At 69.4% G+C, this 16087-nt stretch carries 14 protein-coding genes; 11 read left to right on the top strand and 3 right to left on the bottom strand.

Annotated features, from left to right (window positions below):
• The 9 genes from D3261_RS05105 to D3261_RS05065 form a co-directional block, all read left to right on the top strand.
• Positions 1 to 840 (top strand): extracellular solute-binding protein (locus D3261_RS05105; RefSeq protein WP_120069801.1); only part of this gene is annotated, 840 nt, incomplete at its 5' end.
• Positions 809 to 1627: an ABC transporter permease gene (locus D3261_RS05100; protein WP_120069768.1), complete on the top strand. Its 819-nt coding sequence runs from the start codon at positions 809 to 811 to the stop codon at positions 1625 to 1627. The genes D3261_RS05105 and D3261_RS05100, both read left to right, overlap by 32 nt.
• Entirely contained in the window at positions 1624 to 2670 is a 1047-nt protein-coding gene (locus D3261_RS05095; RefSeq protein WP_120069766.1) for an ABC transporter ATP-binding protein, read from the top strand. The genes D3261_RS05100 and D3261_RS05095 overlap by 4 nt, the downstream gene beginning before the upstream one ends.
• 54 nt (positions 2671 to 2724) lie before the next feature.
• Positions 2725 to 2931, top strand: a complete 207-nt coding sequence (locus tag D3261_RS05090) for a hypothetical protein (RefSeq protein WP_120069764.1) — start codon at positions 2725 to 2727, stop codon at positions 2929 to 2931.
• Positions 2932 to 2974: 43 nt separating this feature from the next.
• Positions 2975 to 4279, top strand: coding sequence for a Single-stranded DNA binding protein (locus D3261_RS05085; RefSeq protein ID WP_120069761.1), 1305 nt, complete (start codon positions 2975 to 2977; stop codon positions 4277 to 4279).
• Positions 4276 to 6063: a hypothetical protein gene (locus tag D3261_RS05080; RefSeq protein ID WP_120069758.1), complete on the top strand. Its 1788-nt coding sequence runs from the start codon at positions 4276 to 4278 to the stop codon at positions 6061 to 6063. Before D3261_RS05085 ends, D3261_RS05080 begins: the two co-directional genes overlap by 4 nt.
• A complete protein-coding gene (locus tag D3261_RS05075; RefSeq protein WP_120069756.1) occupies positions 6063 to 6842 on the top strand; it encodes a metallophosphoesterase in 780 nt (259 codons plus the stop codon). Before D3261_RS05080 ends, D3261_RS05075 begins: the two co-directional genes overlap by 1 nt.
• Before the next feature lie 38 nt (positions 6843 to 6880).
• Entirely contained in the window at positions 6881 to 9718 is a 2838-nt protein-coding gene (locus tag D3261_RS05070) for a DEAD/DEAH box helicase (protein ID WP_120069753.1), read from the top strand.
• 122 nt (positions 9719 to 9840) lie between these two features.
• A complete protein-coding gene (locus tag D3261_RS05065; RefSeq protein WP_120069750.1) occupies positions 9841 to 11241 on the top strand; it encodes an aryl-sulfate sulfotransferase in 1401 nt (466 codons plus the stop codon).
• Between the two features lie 27 nt (positions 11242 to 11268).
• Here the strand turns inward: D3261_RS05065 and D3261_RS05060 are convergent, their stop codons facing one another.
• Positions 11269 to 13410 carry a CDC48 family AAA ATPase gene (locus D3261_RS05060; protein ID WP_120069747.1) on the bottom strand — a complete coding sequence of 714 codons (2142 nt, stop codon included), beginning with the start codon at positions 13408 to 13410 and terminating at the stop codon, positions 11269 to 11271.
• 100 nt (positions 13411 to 13510) lie between these two features.
• Here D3261_RS05060 and D3261_RS20830 point away from each other — a divergent pair, with 100 nt between their 5' ends.
• Positions 13511 to 13645 carry a hypothetical protein gene (locus D3261_RS20830; RefSeq protein WP_255409197.1) on the top strand — a complete coding sequence of 45 codons (135 nt, stop codon included), beginning with the start codon at positions 13511 to 13513 and terminating at the stop codon, positions 13643 to 13645.
• A 32-nt stretch (positions 13646 to 13677) separates the two neighbouring features.
• Here D3261_RS20830 and D3261_RS05055 read toward each other — a convergent pair whose 3' ends face one another.
• Positions 13678 to 14313, bottom strand: coding sequence for a heme-binding protein (locus D3261_RS05055; RefSeq protein ID WP_120069745.1), 636 nt, complete (start codon positions 14311 to 14313; stop codon positions 13678 to 13680).
• Between the two features lie 50 nt (positions 14314 to 14363).
• The gene (locus D3261_RS05050) at positions 14364 to 15206 is read right to left on the bottom strand and encodes an SDR family oxidoreductase (RefSeq protein WP_120069743.1); all 843 of its coding nucleotides are present in this window, start codon (positions 15204 to 15206) and stop codon (positions 14364 to 14366) included.
• 85 nt (positions 15207 to 15291) lie between these two features.
• Between D3261_RS05050 and D3261_RS05045 the strand changes: the two genes are divergently transcribed.
• Positions 15292 to 16068, top strand: coding sequence for an SDR family NAD(P)-dependent oxidoreductase (locus tag D3261_RS05045; protein ID WP_120069740.1), 777 nt, complete (start codon positions 15292 to 15294; stop codon positions 16066 to 16068).
• The last annotated feature ends 19 nt before the right edge of the window (positions 16069 to 16087 follow it).

Genomic DNA, 16087 nt, shown 5'->3' with positions numbered 1-16087 from the left:
GGGTCGAACGCGACGGGCGGGTCGGGGTCCGGGCCGGTATCGGTGCTCTCGGCCGGCAGCCTCGAACTCGCCTTCGGCGAGGGGCTCGCGGAAGCGGTCGACGCCGACCCCCGGGTCGAATCCCACGGCTCCTCGACCGTCGCGCGGCTGGTGAGCGAGGGCCAGCGCGACCCCGACATCGTGGCGCTGGCCGATACGGCGCTGTTCGACGGGCCGCTCCACCCCTCGTGGTACTCGGTGTTCGCGAGCAACGCGGTAGTGATCGCCTACAACCCGAACACCGAGGCGGGCGAGCGCCTCGGGGAAGCGGGCGCGGAGAACTGGTACGACGTCCTGCTCGACGAGGACGTGACCCTCGGACGGACCGATCCCACACAAGACCCGCTCGGCTACCGTGCACTCTTCACCCTCGAACTCGCCTCGCGGTACTACGACGACGCGGCGGACCTCAGGGAGCGGATCCCGAAGCGCGACCAGATCTACCCCGAGACGGGATTGATCTCCCAGTTCGAGTCGGGAAACATCGACGCCGCGGTCGCCTACCGGAACATGGCGGTCGAGCGCGACTACGACTACATCGACCTTCCCGATCGGATCGACCTCGGGAGTCCGGAGTACGAGGACGACTGGTACGCCACGGTGTCGTACACGTCGCCGAGCGGCAAGACGACGCGGGGCGGGCTGATCGGGTACGGTGCAACCGTTCGAAACGTGACCCCGACGACGAAGGCGGTGTTCGAGACGCTGACCACCGGGGACTACCTCGAGGAGTACGGTTTCGAGGTCCCGCCGAACTATCCGGAGACCCATGGCGACCCACCCAGCACGCTCGCGGAGTGAGCGCTCCGGGGCCGGCCGACCGGACTGGCTCGCGGTCGCGCTGGGGCTCGGCGGCCTCCTCTGTCTGTTCTATCTCGTGCCGGTCGTCTCGCTGTTCCTCTCGGTGTCGCCTACCGGGCTCGTGGCCCGCCTCGGCGAAGGGGAGCTGGTCGGTGCCGCGCGAACCACGCTGCTCTCGGCGGGGGTCACGACGGTCGTCGCGACGGCGTTCGGCCTCCCGCTGGCCTACTGGCTCGCCCGCGCCGAGGGCCACTGGACGACCGCCGTGCTCGGCGTGGTCGTCCTCCCGCTCGTTCTGCCGCCGACCGTCGGCGGAATCGTGCTCTTGAGCGTTTTCGGGCCGAACACCGTACTCGGGGGGGCCGCGACGGCGGCCGGCTTCCAGCCCTACCGTTCGTTCCTCGGGGTGGTGCTCGCCCAGACGTTCGTGGCGTCGCCGTTCGTGGTGGTGACGGCGAAGGCGGCGTTCGAGGCCGTACCGCGGGAGCTCGAACACGCCTCGCGCTCGCTCGGGAAGGGTCGGTGGACCACCGCCCTCCGGGTGACGCTGCCGCTCGCCGCGCCCGGCATCCTTGCCGGGATGACGTTGACGTTCGCTCGCGCGATGGGCGAGTTCGGCGCGACCATGATGGTCTCGTACTACCCGACGACGCTGCCCGTGAGCATCTGGACCTCGTTCAACGCGCTCGGCCTCGACGGCGCGTACCCCGTCGCCGTCGTGCTCGTCGTCCTCTCGGCGCTCGCGCTCGCGCTGCTCAACACCCTCGCCGCCAACCCGTGGGAATGAGCCTGGTGCTCGACGGCGTGGCGAAGTCCTACGCCGAGTTCGAACTCGGACCGGTCGACCTCGACGTCGAGAACGAAGTGCTCGCGGTGCTCGGACCCTCCGGGTGTGGCAAGACCACGCTGCTCTCGGTCGTCGCGGGGATCGTCACGCCGGACGCCGGTCGGGTCACGCTCGACGGCGCGGACCTCACCGGCCGCCCGCCCGAGGACCGCGGCACGGTGTTGGTCTTTCAGGACGGCGCGCTCTTCCCCCACCTGACCGCCCGCGAGAACGTCGCGTACGCGGCGGATTCGCCCGACCGAGTGGCCGAGCTCGCCGACACCCTCGAGATCGAGGACGTACTCGACCAGCGCGCGGACACGCTCTCGGGCGGGGAGCGCCAGCGGGTCGCGCTCGCGCGCTCGCTCGCTGCCGACCCCGACGTCCTCCTGTGTGACGAACCGCTCGCCAACCTCGACGCGCCGATCAAACGCCGGCTCCGCCGCGAGCTCCGCCCCCTCCTCTCGTCGCTCTCGATCCCGGTACTCTACGTCACCCACGACCAGCGCGAGGCGACGGCGCTCGGCGACCGCCTCGCCGTCGTCGAGAACGGCCGGACCCACCAGGTCGACCGTCCCGAAGCGGTGTTCGCCCGGCCCGCGACGCCGTTCGTGGCCTCGTTCACCGGGAGCACCAACCTGTTTCGCGCCGAGGTGGTCGACACGGGCGCGAAGACCGTGCTCGACTGGGCCGGCCAGGCGATCCGGACACCGAGCACGGACCACGCGGTCGGGACGACCGTCGACTTCTGTATCCGACCCGAGTACGTCGGGATCGCCGACGGGGCTGGCGCGGAGAACGTCGTCGCCGGCACCGTCACGAGCCACGTCTTCGAGGGGGACCAACACCTCCTGACCGTCGCGCCCGAAGGTGGGACCACCGACGTGGTTCGGGTCAGGCTGTCGCCGCCGGTCTACGACGGGCTCGGCCGTTCGACCGGCGACCGAGTCCGGCTCTCGCTGCCCCCGGAAGCGATCCACGTGATCGGCGAACGGTCCGGGTGACTGGTCCGGTCCGACGAGCCGAACAGCCATACGCGACCGGGTCGGAGCGGTCACATGGCAGCCGACGACGCCGACCCGGCGTGTCCGGTCTGCGGGGCCGCCTACGAGTCGGTCTCGACCCACGATTCGGGACTCCTGGTGAACCTCCTCGACAACGAGCGCTACCGGCGGGTCTGTTTCGAGCCGTTCGCCGACGAGTCGGGCGACCCGCTGGTTCGGTTCTTCCACCACACGCACGCCCAGACCGCACTCGACGGCTGACGTGCGGAGAACCCTTTAGTTCGCGCCGGTCGAAGAAGGCGTGATGACGCTCGACGACCATGCCGAGGATCTCGCCTCCGACCTCGGTGTTGACAAAGAGGAGGTCAAAGCGGACCTGCAGAACCTCGTAGAGTACAGCGTCCCGGTCGAGGAGGCGAAGGCCAGCCTCCGCCGGAAGTACGGCGAGACCAGTTCTACCGGGGAACCCACCGGCAAGGAGATCGCCGAGATAGCGACGAGCGACTCGGCGGTGACGGTTCGCGCCCGGGTCCTCACCGTCGGCAAGCGCTCGATCCGGTACCAGGGCGACGACCTGGTGATCTTCGAGGGCGAGGTCGCCGACGAGTCGGGGACGATCTCCTACACCGCGTGGGATGACTTCGACCTCTCGCCGGGCGACTCGATCGAGGCGGTCGGTGCCGGCGTCCGCGAGTGGGAGGGCAACCCCGAACTCAACCTCGGCTCCGAGACCTCTGTCTCGTTCGTCGAGACCATCGAGGTGCCCTACGAGGTCGGCGGCGACACCGAGCTCGCCGAGCTCGCACCGGGCGATCGAGGGGTCTCGCTCGACGTCCGGGTCGTGGAGGTCGAGACCAAGACCATCGACGGCCGCGACGGCGAGACCGAGATCCTGAGCGGCGTGCTCGCCGACGAGTCCGGTCGACTGCCGTTCACCGACTGGGACCCTCATCCCGAGATCGAGACGGACAGTTCGGTCGGGATCGAGAACGCCTACGTCCGGGAGTTCCGCGGGGTGCCCTCGGTGAACGTCTCCGAGTTCTCGACGGTGACACCGCTCGACCACGCGGTCGAGAGCGGGGAGGACGTGACCACGGTCTCGATCCGCGAGGCGGTCGGGTCGGACGGGATGTTCGACGTCGAGGTCGTGGGCAACCTGCTCGCGGTGCGCGACGGGTCCGGCCTGATCCAGCGGTGTCCCGAGTGTGGTCGGGTGGTCCAGCGCGGTCAGTGTCGCGCCCACGGCGACGTCGATGCGGAGGACGACCTCAGGATAAAAGCGATCGTCGACGACGGGACGGCCTCGGTGACCGCGGTGCTCGGCACCGACCTCACAAGTACTGTGTACGGCGGCGACATCGACGACGCCCGCGAGGCCGCACGCGAGGCGATGGACCAGGAGGTCGTGGCCGATTCGATCCGCGAGTCGGTGGTCGGCAAGGAGTTCCGGGTGCGGGGAACCCTCTCGATCGACGACTACGGCGCGAACCTCGACGCGACCGAGTTCGGGCCGAGCGAGGACGACCCGGTCGACCGCGCCCGTACGCTGCTCGCCGGCGGTGTCGGTGAAGCGGGTGACGCCGCAGCGGCCGGGCGGGTGGGCGAATGAGTTCGACGGTCCGCCCCGACCGCGAGACCGCCTACCGGCTGTTCGCGGCGGAGTTCGACGACGCGAGCCTCTCCTACGCCGAGAGCGACGAGGAGCGCGCGCCGAACTACGTGGTGACGCCGACCGGCGCGCGGGTCAACCGGCTGTTCGCCGTCGGCGTCCTCACCGAGATCGAGGCCGTCAACGACACCCAGCTCCGCGCGCGGGTGGTCGACCCCACAGGTGCGTTCGTGGTCTACGCCGGCCAGTACCAGCCCGAGGCGCTCTCGTTCCTCGAAAGCGCGACCCCGCCCGCGTTCGTCGCCGTCACGGGGAAGGCCCGAACCTTCCAGCCCGAGGACTCCGACCGGGTGTTCACCTCCGTACGGCCCGAGACGCTGAGCGAGGTCGACGCCGAGACCCGGGACCGGTTCGTCGTCGACACCGCCGAACGAACCGCCGAACGCGTCGCGACGATGCGCGAGGCGCTCTCGCGCGCCGAGCGCGACGACGACCTCCGGGCGGCGCTCGAAGACGAGGACGTCGAGGTCGGGCTCGCCGCTGGGATACCGCGGGCGATCGCTCACTACGGGACGACGACCGAGTATCTCGACGCCGTCGGGACGATGGCGCGCGACGCGGCGGGCGTCGTCGCCGGCGAGCGCGAGGAGGTCGCACCGCTGAACGTGCCGCCCGGAACGGGTGCTGTCGAGGGGTCGACCGACCGAGCGACGGCGACGGGGACCGGCGAATCGGTTTCCACCGACGAGACCGCTTCCGCCGACGAGACCGCCTCCATCGATTCGTCGACGTCGACGGCCGTCGGAGACGATTCGGGACCTGAAGCGGAAGCCGACACCGAGGCGACGACGACCGGCGAGGACGGTGCGGAGCCGGACGTGGAACCCGTCGAGGACGGGGTGACGACTGGGGACGAAGTCGATACGGAGCCGGGCGCGGGAGCCGATGGTAGTGAGGTAACGACGACCGACGATGACGAGCCGGCCATCGAAACCGGATCGGCTCCCGACACCGAACCGGCCGACGATTCGACGTCGGAAGTCGAAGCCGGCTCCGACGGGGAAGCAGTCGACGAACCGGAGCCGAGTGCCGGGACGGCCGATTCGGAGGACGAGCCCGCGTTCGAGGAGTCGACACCGGACGACGGGGAAGACGGTTCGATCGACCCCGTCGGCGCCGGTGAGACCGATACGGGGACCGACTCGTCCGGGGAACCCGCGGTCGGGGCGGACCTCGACAACCCCGAGGAGTTCGAACTCGACGACGAGGTTCGCGAGCAGGTCGAGAACGAGTTCGGCACCGAGTTCGAGACCGCCGCCGACGTCGGCGGGCCAGGGGAGGCGGACATCGACACCCCGACGCCCGAGACGAACGAACCGGCCGACGACGACCCCGACGACGTGACCGAAGTCGATGCCGCGGCGGGATCTGGGGTCGAGGACGAGGGAACCGAGCCCGAACCGGCGGTGGAATCGGAACCCGAGACCCCCGTCGAAGCCGAGCCGTCCGACGATCGCGACGAAACAAGCGACGAGACGGACGCACCGGACACCGGCGACGATACCGAGGGCGACACCGAAGTCGTGGATGCCGACCCCGAGGAGGCCGTAGTGACGGTGATGCAGGAACTCGACGACGGTAGCGGGGCGGACCGCGAGGCGGTCGTCGACCGCGTGGTCGAGGAGTACGGTCTCACGGCCGCCGAGGCCGACGACGGGATCCAGAGCGCGCTGATGAGCGGCGAGTGCTACGAGCCCGACGACGACACTCTCAAACCCATCTGATGGGACGGGCCGACGAACGCTCTAGCCGAATCGAGCCGGTGCCCGGCGAACCGGCGGCGGTCGTCCGCGCCGGTGGCGAGCGCGTGCTTTGCGTGGCCGATTACCACGCAGGGCTCGAAGCCGCGCTCCGGTGGGAGGGCGTCTCGCTCCCGAGCCAGGCGCGGGAGCGCCGCGAACACCTCCTCGGGATAGTCGGTTCCCGTGCGGTGGAGCGAGTGGTCTTCCTCGGCGACCTCGCCCACGCCATCGGCGACTCGCGGGGACCGGAGCGCGACGAGCTCGAAGCCCTGTTCGCGGCGCTCGCGGATCGGGTGGCGGTCACCGTGGTGAAGGGCAACCACGACGGCGAGATCGAGTCTGTCACTGGCGGAACCAACGGTGAGATCGCGGTGACGCCCACGGGCGGAATCCGGGTCGGGGACGTGGGGTTCGCGCACGGCCACACCTGGCCCGCACGGCGCGTTCTCGAAGCCGACGTGCTCTGTGTCGGCCACGAACATCCTGCAGTACGACTCGAAGACGACGTGGGCGGGACGCGAGCCGAGCGGGTGTGGCTCCGCGGGCCGCTCGACCCCGCCCCCTTCGCGGAGCACTACGACGAGAAGCTCGACGTTACCGGCGAACTGGTCGTGTTCCCGGCGTTCAACGACCTCTCGGGCGGGACGTGGGTCAACGTCGAGCACCAGGCGTTCCTCGCGCCGTTCCTGCCCGACGGGCTCGCGGACGGCGAGGCGTATCTGCTCGACGGCACGCGGCTCGGAGCCTATCGGCAGGTGTAAGCGGAGTTCTTAATCGGGTCGCGTTCGTAAGGGATTCAATGGCAGAGAGCGAGGCCGCCGGCGGTTCTGCGGCCTTCACACACCTCGGCACCCAGGTCCGGGCGGCGCTCTCCGAACGGGGGTTCGAGACCCCGACGGAGCCACAGCGCGCCGCCATCCCGCCGCTCGCCGACGGGAAGGACGGGCTGGTGATCGCACCTACGGGGACTGGAAAGACCGAGACCGCGATGCTGCCGGTGTTCGACGCGCTCGCCGGCGAGGAGCGCTTCGGGATCGGCGCGCTCTACATCACCCCGCTCCGCGCACTCAACCGCGACATGCGCGACCGGCTCGACTGGTGGGGCGACCAGTTAGAGCTCGAGATCGACGTCCGGCACGGCGACACCACCCAGTATCACCGCCAGCAGCAGGCCAACGACCCGCCGGACGTGCTGGTGACCACACCCGAGACCCTCCAGGCGATGCTGACGGGCGAGAAACTCCGGAAAGCACTCTCCGATATCTCGCACGTCGTGATCGACGAGGTTCACGAGCTCGCCGCGTCGAAACGCGGGGCGCAGCTCACGATCGGGCTCGAACGCCTCCGCGAGCTCTCGGGGCCGTTCCAGCGGGTCGGGCTCTCGGCGACCGTCGGCGACCCCGGCGAGGTCGGGAAGTTCCTCACCGGTGGAAGAGGCTGTGCGATCATGGAAGTCGACGTCGGGAGCCGGCTCGACGTCCGGGTTCGCGAACCACAGATCACCGCGGAGGACGAGACCCTCGCGGGGAAGCTCGCGAGCGACCCCGACCTCGCGAGTCACGTCCGGGCGATCCGGGACCTGGTGAGCGAAAACGCGTCCACCCTGATATTCGTCAACACCCGACAGACCGCCGAGGCCCTCGGGTCGCGGTGCAACGCGCTCGATCTCCCTATCGGGGTCCACCACGGCTCGCTCTCGAAGGAGGCGAGGATCGAGGTCGAGGACGCGTTCAAGGCCGGCGAGCTGGATGGGCTGCTCTGTACCTCCTCGATGGAACTCGGCATCGACGTGGGGCGGGTCGACCACGTGATACAGTACCAGAGCCCGCGCGAGGTCGCGCGGCTGCTCCAGCGGGTCGGACGGGCGGGTCATCGCTCGGACAAGCTCTCCTCGGGCACAGTCCTCACGACCCGGCCCGACGACACCCTCGAAGCCCTCGCGATCTGTCGGCGGGCCCACGAGGGGCTGGTCGAGCCGGCCGAGATCCACCACGGCAGCCTCGATACGGTGGCGAACCAGATCACGGGCCTCGTGATGGATTTCGGGGAGATAAGTGCGCGAAAGGCCTACGACCTCGTCACGCGGGCTTACCCGTTCCGCGACCTCACGGAGGACGACTTTCGGGACGTGGTACGCGAACTCTCGGGCAACCGGATTTTGTGGCTCGACGAGGATCTGGACAGGTTGGAGAAGTCGGGGGGGACGTGGCAGTACTTCTACGCCAACCTCTCGATGATCCCCGACGAGGAGACCTACACCGTCTCCGACGTGGCTTCGGGTCGGGCGATCGGGAGCCTCGACGAGCGGTTCGTGGTCAACTTCGCGGGGCCCGGCGAGACGTTCATCCAGCGGGGGGAGATGTGGCGGATCGCGGAGGTCGACGACGAGGAGAGCGAGGTGAAGGTCAGCCCGATCGAGGACCCGACGGGCGAAGTCCCCTCCTGGACCGGCAGCGAGATCCCGGTCCCGAAACCCGTCGCGGGCGAGGTCGGCGAGATCCGCGGCTGGGTCGGCGAGGCGTTCGCGTCGGGCGAGTCCCGGTCGGCAGTGGCGGCCAACCTCGCCGATCGGTATCCAACCGACGAGTACACCGCGAGCGAGGCGCTCGACCCGCTCGAAAAGCAGGTCGAGTCGGGGAGCCCGATGCCCACCGACGAGCGGGTGGTGATCGAGTACGAACCCCGGAGCATCGTCGTGAACGCTTGTTTCGGCCACACCACCAACCAGACCCTCGGGCGGGTGCTCTCGGCGCTACTGGGCCAGCAGACGGGTTCATCCGTAGGATTGGAGATCGACCCCTATCGGATCGAACTCGACGTCCCGCGCGGTATCTCGGGTTCGGATATCGAGGCCGTGCTCCGGGAGACCGAGCCCGAACACGTCGCGGGGATCATCGAACTCAGCCTCAAGAACTCGGACGCACTGAAGTTCAAACTCGCCCAGGTCGCGGCGACGTTCGGCGCGCTCCAGTCCTGGCGCGGAAATGGAAAATTCGGCCGGGACCGCCTCCTCGCGGCGCTCGAAGACACGCCCGTGTACGACGAGGCCGTCCGCGAGATCTTCCACGAGGACCTCGCGATCGAGACGACGGGCACGGTGCTCTCGGGGGTCCGAGACGGCGAGATCGAGGTCGTGCTCCACACCGAGCACACCCCCGTTGGAATCGACGGTCGGTCGTCGGGTCGGGAACTGCTCGCGCCCGAGAACGCCGACGCGAGCGTTATCGACACCGTGCGGGAGCGGATCCAGGAGGACCGAATGCTGCTGTTCTGTCTCCACTGTCAGGAGTGGGACCGAACCCAGGAGGTGCGGCGGATCCCAGACCAACCGGAGTGTCCGTTCTGTGGCTCGACCCGTATCGCGGCGCTCAACCCGTGGGCTGAGGAGGTCGTCGACGCGATCAAGGCCGACGAGAAGGACGACGAACAGGAGAAGCAGACCCAGCGGGCCTACCAGGCCGCGACGCTGGTCCAGAGCCACGGCAAACAGGCCGTCATCGCGCTCGCCGCCCGCGGGGTCGGCCCCCACAACGCCGCGCGGATCATCGCCAAACTCCGCGAAGACGAGGACGACTTCTATCGGGACATCCTCTCCCAAGAGCGCCAGTACGCCCGGACCCAATCCTTCTGGGATTGAGCCCCACCGTGGGGTCGCCGTAGGCGACCGCGCGCAAGCAACTACTGTTTTCGGCAGGAGCGGCGGTGAAACGACCCGTCGGCATCCGTAACGGCTATGCGGCGATCCCGACAGTGGTCTGCATGGCCGGCCTTCCACCACGTCGTTGGCTCGTCAGGGGGCTGCTGTCGGCGGTCCTCGTCGTGCTGGTCGCGTTCAGCGGCGTGGCGACGCTCACGTACGACGAGCCGACGCTGCGGGCCGGCGTCACGAACGTCACCCCGGAGAGCGAAACGGTGATATCGAGCCAGGGCTGGCACACCCAGGGCATCTCGCTGTCGAACCGCCCGGCGCAACTCGTCTCGGTCGACCGATCCGGGGCGGTGAGCTGGATCTACAACGGGACCGAGAACACCACGAACTGGTTCTACGACGTCGACCCGCTCCCGAACGGCAACCTGCTCGTCGTGAACCCGGTCGAGAACGAGACGGTCGTCTACGAGTTCGACCCGAAGACCGAAGAACGGGTCTGGACCGAACGGTTCGACAGCCCCGACGTCCACGACATCGACCTGATCAACGGCGACGAGCTCCTCGTGGCGGGCATCAACTACGACACCGGCGAGACCAGCAACGACAGCGTCTTCGTCTACAACCGGACCACCGAGAACGTGACCTGGCGCTGGCGGTTCGCGAACCACTACCCGGACGGGGCCGGCCCGGGGGTCGACGCGAAGGACTGGACCCACGTCAACGACGTCGATAAGATCGGCGACGGCGAGTACCTGGTCTCGGTCCGGAACATGGACCAGGTGATCGCGGTCAACCGCTCGACGAAGGAGATCGAGATGCGTCTCGGGGCGGACGGCGACCACTCGGTCCTCTACGAACAGCACAACCCCACCTACCTCGAGAGCGAGAACGGTACACCCACGATCCTCGTGGCCGACTCCGAGAACGACCGGATCGTGGAGTACGAACGGACCGGCGGGCCAGCGAGCAACGGCACCTGGGAGCGGACTTGGACGCTCTCGGGCGACCTCAACTGGCCACGCGACGCCGACCGGCTTTCCAATGGGAACACCCTCGTCGTCGATTCGATGAACAACCGGGTGATCGAGGTCACGCCCTCCGGTCAGGTCGTCTGGGAGATGCACGCGCCGTGGGCGACCTACGACGCCGAGCGCGTGGCCCAAGGCGACGAGGCCGGTGGTCCGACGATGACGGACCAGAACGCGACCGGCAACGCCACGCTCCACGGCGGGAGCCACCCCGGAAACGACCTCCCGTCCGTGCCGGCCGTCGTCGGCGGGGTGGCCGGCGTGACGCCGGTGTCCGCCGAACTCACCGAACTCGCGACGCGCTGGAAACACGTCGCGCCGTGGCTCAAACCCGTTTGGCTCCCGACCTGGGCCTTCTCGGTTCTCGGGGTCGGGCTCCTCGTCGCGCTCGTCTGGGCGCTCGGTGAGGGCGTCTACCAGCGCCGCCGGATCCGGCGGCGGCTGGGGCGGTCGGTCGGCCGGCTTCGGAACCGGTTGTCGTGAGACGGGCGTTCGTGCGTTCGATTTCCGCTACTCGAACGTCGGCATGACCGACTCACGGGCGGCGGCGAAGTGCTCGTCGGTGATCAGGATCTCGTCGGCGTGGGCGGTGGCTTCCTCGGGGTCGTACTCGCTCGCGACCTCGCGGATCGCCGCCATCGACGCGGTTCGACAGAGCGCCTCGATGTCCGCGCCGGAGTAGCCCTCGGACTCCGCGGCCAGCGCGTCGAGGTCGACGTCGCCGAGGGGTTTGCCCTGCGTGTGGACGTCGAGGATCGCCCGGCGGGCGGCCTCGTCGGGGGCCGGCACCTCGACGTGGGATTCGATCCGTCCCGGACGAAGGAGGGCCGGGTCGATGGCGTCCCTGCGGTTGGTGGCGGCGAGCACCATCAGGTTCGGGTTCTCGGCGAGGCCGTCGATCTCCGTGAGGAGTTGGGAGACCACGCGCTCGGTGACCTCGTGGGTCTCGCCGCGCCCGCCCGCGATGGCGTCGATCTCGTCGAAGAAGACGATCGCGGGGGCGGCCTGGCGGGCACGGGCGAAGACGTCCCTGATGGCCTCCTCCGACTGGCCGACGTAGCGTCCGAGGAGTTCGGGCCCGGCCACCGAGATGAAGTTCACGTCGCTCTCGCCGGCGAGCGCCCGCGCGAGCAGGGTCTTCCCGGTCCCGGGCGGGCCGTAGAGCAGCACCCCTGCGGGCGGGTCCGTCGCCGTGGCCTCGAACAGCGCTTCGTAGGAGAGGGGCCACTCGACGGCCTCGGTGAGGGTGGCCTTCGCCCCGTCGAGCCCGCCGACGTCCTCGAAGGTCGTGTTCGGCGTCTCAGCGACGTACTCGCGCATCGCGGAGGGGTCGACGGCCGCCATCGCGGTGTCGAAGTCCGCCCGGGTGACCTCCAGCGGGACGCCCTCCTCGCGCCGCCGGAGCGCGGCCATCGCGGCCTCAACCGAGAGGGAATCGAGGTCCGCACCGACGAAGCCGTGGGTCCGGGCCGCGAGCCGGGAGAGCGAGACGTCGTCGGCCAGCGGCATCGAGCGGGTGTGGACTTCGAGGATCTCCTCTCGTCCCTCCGCGCCGGGCACACCAACCTCGATCTCGCGGTCGAACCGACCGCCCCGCCGGAGCGCGGGGTCGATGGCGTCGACCCGGTTGGTCGCGCCGATCACGACGACCTGCCCGCGGTCCTCCAACCCGTCCATCAGCGTGAGGAGCTGGGCCACAACCCTGGTTTCCATGTCGGCGTCGTCGCCGCGCGCCCCCGCGATGGAGTCGATCTCGTCGATGAAGACCACCGACGGTGCGTTCGCCTCCGCGGTCTCGAACGCCTCGCGGAGCTTCTCCTCCGATTCGCCCTTGTACTTCGAGACGACTTCGGGCCCGGAGATCGTGGTGAAGTAGGCGTCGACCTCGCCCGCGACGGCCCGCGCGATGAGGGTCTTGCCCGTCCCAGGCGGGCCGTAGAGCAACACCCCCGAGGGCGGGTCGATACCGAGTTCGTGGAAGAGTTCGGGTTCGGAGAGCGGGAGTTCGATCATCTCCCGGATCTGGTCGAGCTCGTCGTCGAGCCCGCCGATGTCCTCGTAGGTCACCCGCGGGGTCGCGTCGGCGGTGTCCGCGCCGGCGGTCGCGTCCGTCGTCGTCGCGTCGGACCCCCCAGCGCTCGGGGACGATTCGGCCCGCCCGCGGAGCGCCACCGTGGTGTCCCCGGTGACGCGCACGGTGCCGTCGGGCGTGGTGGACTCGATACCGAGCGGTTCGGTCCCGAGCCGCTCGATCCGGAGCTGCTCGCCCGCCTGTATCGGCCGGTCGAGCAGCGCACGCTTCACCAGCGCCGAGAGGTCCGCACTCGAGTCCAGCCGTCCGGGGACGTCGATCGTGACCCGGTCGGCGTCGGCCACCGAGATCGGCGACACCCTCACCGTGTCGCCGACGTTCACCCCGGCGTTCCGACGGGTGTCGGCGTCGATCCGGACCGCCTCACCCGAGAGGTCGCCGCTCGCGGGCCAGACCTTCGCGACGGTGGCGCTCTGCCCCCGAACCACGACCGTGTCGCCGCTCAGCACCGAGAGCGCTCGGCGAGCGGGCTCCGGAAGGCGCGCGACCCCGCGGCCCGCGTCGCGTTTCTGTGCCCCCTCGACCCTGAGTTCGACGCCGGCGGCGTCCCCATCCGACATATACCCGAACGACGGGGAGCGACCGCCTTCAGCGTTCCCACTACCGGGCCGGTCCACGCCGGAGCAACACTCATACTCACGCACCGCCGAGCCACCCCCTATGGTGGTCGAGACCGTGCGCGACGACATGACGTGGCACGAATGCGAACACTGCGGCCTGATGTTCGACGACGAAGAGGAGGCTAGACAGCACGAGGAGCGCTGTGACGCCGAGGACCCGAACTACCTGCAGTAACGGCGAAGACCGTCGTCAGCGAGGGGCGGTGTTCACCACTCGACTTCGACCGCGACCTCGTTCGTGCGGAGGAACGGTGGGACGCTCGGGTCGTCGTATCCGAAGCTGAACGGCTCGCCGACGGGCGTCAGGTCGGTCTCGGCGAGCGTATCGAGGAGTTTCGACTCCTGCCGGCGCGTTCGCCAGTCGAACGCCCACCACGAGAAGCGCCGCGCCGCCACCGACCGCGGGGGTTCGACGACGAGCGAGACCGCCGAGTGGGCCGGTCGCGGCGCGGTGTTCGGGGTGTACTCGGCGGGGAGGTAGAAGGCCATCCGGACGCCATCCTCGTCGTCATCGTCGATTCGGACGGGGGCGGTCATCGACACCGTCTCGCCCGCGTCGTCGGTGCGGACCGGTGCGGTCATCGAGACGTCCGACCCGGACTCGTTGGCCCCCTGGATGTAGTCGAAGAGTCTGAGGAACGCCTCGCGGCCCGACGAACCCGTGGTCTCGGCCCGGACGAGTTCGGGATACCGCCGGACCTCGGTCCGGTCGTCGATGGTCCGCTCGACGGTGTACTCGACCCGCTCGGCCGACCGGGACCGGAGGAGTCCGAAGGCGCTCCAGAGCGCGAGACCGCCGCCGACCGCCGCCGCACCGACCAGCCCGAGTCGTGCTCGATTCATGCTTCCCGTAGGCGGCCCAGGGATGAATCCCTATCGCCCGACGCCGACCGTTAGGGCCGTTCGTAGTCCGGGTCGAACAGCTGCGCCGAGAGCGGCTGCGGGTCGCCCTCGGTGACGTTGTACGGCGAGAGATCGGTGACACCAGCCTCGCGGAGGACCGCCTCGTCGTAGCACGCGTGGCCCGAGAAGTCGGTATCGCGGTCGAGGAGTGCACACGCCGCGTCGGCGGCGATGGCGGGCGTTCGCCAGTCGTCCTCGGTCCCCATCCCGAAGTAGCGCGAGGCTCGGGTGTCGATGATCGTGACGGGCCAGAAGCAGTTGGCGGCCACGCCAGTCCCTCGAAGTTCGGCCGCGACCGAGAGCGTCACGAAGGTCATGCCGAGCTTCGACCACGCGTAGGCCGCCTTCCCCGGCGCGCGGTCCATCGTGACTGGGGGCGAATTGGTGAGGATGTGGCCGCCGTGCTCCTTCAGATGGGGTAGGAACGCGCGGATCGTGAGATACGTTCCTCGAACGTTGACTTCGTTCAGGAGGTCGAAGCGGTTGGCCGGCAGGTCCGCGACGTTCGCGAGCTGGATCGCGCTCGCGTTGTTGATCACGATATCGACCTCGTCGAAGACCTCGATGGCCTCCTCTGCTGCGGCCTCGATTTCGTCCGGCTCCCGGAGGTTCAATTGGATCGCGTGTGACTCGACGCCGCGCTCCTCGCACGCGGCGGCCGTGTCGTGGATGGTGCCCTCCAGATCGCTATCGGCGTCGTCGACGGTTTTGCCTGTCGAAACCACGTTACAGCCCGCCTCGGCTAGCGTGAGCGCGATTCGCTTGCCGATCCCGCGCGTGGTCCCCGTCACGAACGCCGTCCGGCCGGAGAGGTCGGGCAACTGAAACGACATGGGTCGTGATCGGGTGGTGTGGACATAATACCACCGCGGCCGCCGGACGGCCCGAATTTATGCCGCCGGCTCGCGTGGTGGCTGCATGAGTGAACCAGGGCTCGACCGCTTCTCGCTCGACGGTCGCGTGGCGCTCGTGACGGGAGCCAGCCGGGGTATCGGCGAGGCGATAGCGGTCGAGCTGGCGGCGGCGGGCGCGAGCGTGGCGGCGCTGGCGCGGTCGGAAGACGACCTCGACGCGACCGTTGAGCGGATCGAATCCGTAGGCGGAGAGGCGATAGCCTGTCCGGCGGACGTCACCGTCGAGGAGGAGGTGACGGCGGCGTTCGACGCGGCCGAGGACGCGCTCGGCCCGGTCGACGTGCTGGTGAACGACGCCGGCACCAACCCCTTCTTCGGCGACGCACGGGATCTCGACGTCGACACCTGGGAACACATCCTCTCGGTGAACCTCACCGGCGCGTTCCGGTGTGCGGCGGCGTTCGGGCGGCGGGTCGGCGAGCGCGACGGGAGCGGGGCGGTGGTCAACGTCGCGAGCGTCGGCGGGGTCGTCGGACTGCCCTACCAGACACCCTACGTCGCCTCGAAGCACGCGATGGTCGGGATGACCCGGACCCTCGCGGTCGAGTGGGCCCCCGAGATCCGGGTCAACGCGCTCGCGCCGGGCTACGTCGAGACCGAGTTCACCGCGGGCGTCCGCGAAAACGATTCGATCTACGAGGACCTCCTCCGTGAGATCCCCGTCGACCGCTTCGCCGACCCCGAGGAGATCGCCGGCGCGGCGGTCTACCTCGCAAGCGACGCGTCGTCGTACACGACGGGAGAAGTCCACGTCGTCGATGGCGGCTACGCGGCCCACTGACACGGTTCTCGGGCGGTCC

The sequence above is a fragment of the Halococcus sp. IIIV-5B genome, from assembly GCF_003602035.1.
Taxonomy (GTDB): Archaea; Halobacteriota; Halobacteria; order Halobacteriales; family Halococcaceae; genus Halococcus; species Halococcus salsus.
The sequence above is the reverse complement of the archived record's forward strand: the minus strand, read 5'-3'. Positions and strand labels throughout refer to the sequence as shown.

Bases quoted from the DNA above. Each gene is read 5' to 3' on its own strand.
- D3261_RS05080 (WP_120069758.1), top strand. From the start codon at position 4,276: ATGAGTTCGACGGTCCGCCCCGACCGCGAGACCGCCTACCGGCTGTTC.
- D3261_RS05050 (WP_120069743.1), bottom strand. From the start codon at position 15,206: ATGTCGTTTCAGTTGCCCGACCTCTCCGGCCGGACGGCGTTCGTGACG.
- D3261_RS20830 (WP_255409197.1), top strand. From the start codon at position 13,511: ATGGTGGTCGAGACCGTGCGCGACGACATGACGTGGCACGAATGCGAA.
- D3261_RS05055 (WP_120069745.1), bottom strand. From the start codon at position 14,313: ATGAATCGAGCACGACTCGGGCTGGTCGGTGCGGCGGCGGTCGGCGGC.
- D3261_RS05100 (WP_120069768.1), top strand. From the start codon at position 809: ATGGCGACCCACCCAGCACGCTCGCGGAGTGAGCGCTCCGGGGCCGGC.
- D3261_RS05070 (WP_120069753.1), top strand. From the start codon at position 6,881: ATGGCAGAGAGCGAGGCCGCCGGCGGTTCTGCGGCCTTCACACACCTC.
- D3261_RS05095 (WP_120069766.1), top strand. From the start codon at position 1,624: ATGAGCCTGGTGCTCGACGGCGTGGCGAAGTCCTACGCCGAGTTCGAA.
- D3261_RS05075 (WP_120069756.1), top strand. From the start codon at position 6,063: ATGGGACGGGCCGACGAACGCTCTAGCCGAATCGAGCCGGTGCCCGGC.
- D3261_RS05085 (WP_120069761.1), top strand. From the start codon at position 2,975: ATGACGCTCGACGACCATGCCGAGGATCTCGCCTCCGACCTCGGTGTT.
- D3261_RS05045 (WP_120069740.1), top strand. From the start codon at position 15,292: ATGAGTGAACCAGGGCTCGACCGCTTCTCGCTCGACGGTCGCGTGGCG.
- D3261_RS05065 (WP_120069750.1), top strand. From the start codon at position 9,841: ATGGCCGGCCTTCCACCACGTCGTTGGCTCGTCAGGGGGCTGCTGTCG.
- D3261_RS05060 (WP_120069747.1), bottom strand. From the start codon at position 13,410: ATGTCGGATGGGGACGCCGCCGGCGTCGAACTCAGGGTCGAGGGGGCA.
- D3261_RS05090 (WP_120069764.1), top strand. From the start codon at position 2,725: ATGGCAGCCGACGACGCCGACCCGGCGTGTCCGGTCTGCGGGGCCGCC.